The organism is Paenarthrobacter sp. 10N417 (assembly GCF_056394745.1).
The window spans coordinates 1-1866 of record NZ_JBFTIL010000049.1 but is presented as its reverse complement, the minus strand read 5'-3'; the positions used below and the strand labels follow the sequence as shown (position 1 = coordinate 1866).

Here is a 1866-nt window from a genome sequence, read left to right as displayed (position 1 = left end):
TGGAAAAGAAGAGTTATTTTTGGCCGCCTACCGAACCGTACACACCTTCCGGCTTTCCGTTTCGCACCCGGCGACTCAGAAAACAATACACGCCCCACACCCCCAACGCAAATCCACCCCAACAACCACCCAACACAACCCCAACACCCGCGTCAGCCCGCCGTCGGGCATTCGTCCGGACGCGCGTCACTGAGCCAGTTTGCGCTCCACTTCACTCAAGAAAGTCCGGCATCCCGAAGTGTCGGTGCAGACCATCATCGAGGAAGCGCATGATCGATGCGATCTTGTCTCCAACCTGAGTTGGCTCAATCACCAGGAGTCCCCTGGCCCGGCCTTGCAGATAACAGACGAACGCCGGCCTGCCACCGGCAATGACAGCGGTCAGCGCATAGTTGCCGCCAGGGCGCCCGGCTGCGCTGGCATGGAGGAAGCTCCCGACGGCGTGTCGGCCCACGTAAAATTCTCTGGCCGGAGGCATGGCGAGCCAGCATTGGTCGGTGAGGAGCTCAAGGACGGCATCCACGTCGTCTCGCGAGAAGGCATCTGCAAACTTACGGGCTAGACCGTGGTGTTCTGCTCCGGTCGCAATTGACCTTGGAGAGGGTCTGGCGGAGCGGGCGCGTTGAAGAAGACCCTTTGCCGCCGTCGGGCCTATCGCGAGCATCTCGGCAGCCTCGCTGGCGGTGAAATCCAACACATCGCAGAGGATCAACACTGCAGCCTGGCGCGGCGGCATCCGTTGAAGCGCAACAACAAATGCGAGCTCGATACTTTCACGGGCCACCGCCTGCACAGCAGGATCAAGCTCGTCGACCAATACATCGGGGTAAGGCTGCACATGCGGCAGGTCGAATCGGTCGTTTGCAGCTGGAGGCGCGAACGGAGGTATGGGCGCGGTACGAGGTCGGCGCTGCTGGTCCCTCAGAGTATTGAGCGAACGAGTAGTAGCAATCCTGTACAGCCAAGTCCGCAAGGATGATCGGCCGGCGAAACCAGGCAACCCCTTCCACGCCGCAAGCAAAACCTCCTGCAGTACATCATCTGCATCGTCAACAGAACCTGTGATCCTGTAGCAATGCAGATGAAGCTCCCGGCGAAAGGGCGCCACGAGCGAGGCGAAAGCCTCTTCATCGCCGGCCCGGGCGGCCTCCAACTCGGCTGATGTCACCGTTCAATCTTGGCACGGACCCACTAGAGCGTTCCGATCTGCTGGGAAGTGGTGTCTAACAGGAGTATTCCGTCTACGAAAGGAGTCAGACCATGTCTGAAAAACAGGCCAGAGCCGTTGAGATCGCAGTCGCGTACCACCGGGCCTGGACAACCGGCGACCTGGACTCAGCGATCAAGCACCTAGCCGAGGATGTCACCTGCCATGCACCGTCCGGCACCATGAGAGGTAGTGCCGCTGTCCGGGCATTCATGGAGCCCTTCGCTGCTACGCTCACCAAATCAGCCCTTCTTGCGGCTTATGGGTCCGACGACGAAGCAATACTGATGTACGACACAGCCAATCGGGCAGTTCCTAGCGCCCCGGGAGCGGAGCTGTATCGCATTCACAATGATCAGATCGCCGAGATCCAGATCATCTTCGATCGTCTGCCTTTCGCCCTGGCGCGTGGCGACGTCGTTGGCGTGTGATCGCGATGCTTCCCTGGACGCTGTCCGAACAAATTGAGCGGCGTTGGACATCTTCGGCAGTCAGCTGCGTCTTATGGGCTTAAATGGGGGAAGCCCCGACCGTCGTGGTCGGGGCTTTCCCTGTTAATGATTGTCCGGCGGTGTCCTACTCTCCCACACCCTCCCGGGTGCAGTACCATCGGCGCTGTGGGTCTTAGCTTCCGGGTTCGGAATGGGACCGGGCGTTTC

General features: G+C 60.1%; 2 protein-coding genes and 1 rRNA gene. 1 reads left to right on the top strand and 2 read right to left on the bottom strand.

Going from position 1 to position 1866, the window contains the following annotated elements; genetic code table 11:
- Nucleotides 1-211: 211 nt before the first annotated feature.
- Nucleotides 212-1168 (bottom strand): RNA polymerase subunit sigma-70, encoded by a 957-nt coding sequence (locus tag AC1DCM_RS26455; RefSeq protein ID WP_477520314.1) that lies wholly within the window; start codon nt 1166-1168, stop codon nt 212-214.
- 92 nt (nt 1169-1260) lie between these two features.
- On the opposite strand from AC1DCM_RS26455, the gene AC1DCM_RS26450 reads away from it, so the two are divergent.
- Nucleotides 1261-1638 carry a nuclear transport factor 2 family protein gene (locus AC1DCM_RS26450; RefSeq protein WP_477520313.1) on the top strand — a complete coding sequence of 126 codons (378 nt, stop codon included), beginning with the start codon at nt 1261-1263 and terminating at the stop codon, nt 1636-1638.
- Nucleotides 1639-1770: 132 nt separating this feature from the next.
- On the opposite strand, the gene rrf is transcribed toward AC1DCM_RS26450, so the two are convergent.
- Nucleotides 1771-1866 (bottom strand): 5S ribosomal RNA (gene rrf, locus AC1DCM_RS26445); the annotation flags it as partial.

Excerpts from the sequence above, each read along its gene's own strand:
- AC1DCM_RS26450 (WP_477520313.1), top strand. The coding sequence starts at position 1,261 with ATGTCTGAAAAACAGGCCAGAGCCGTTGAGATCGCAGTCGCGTACCAC.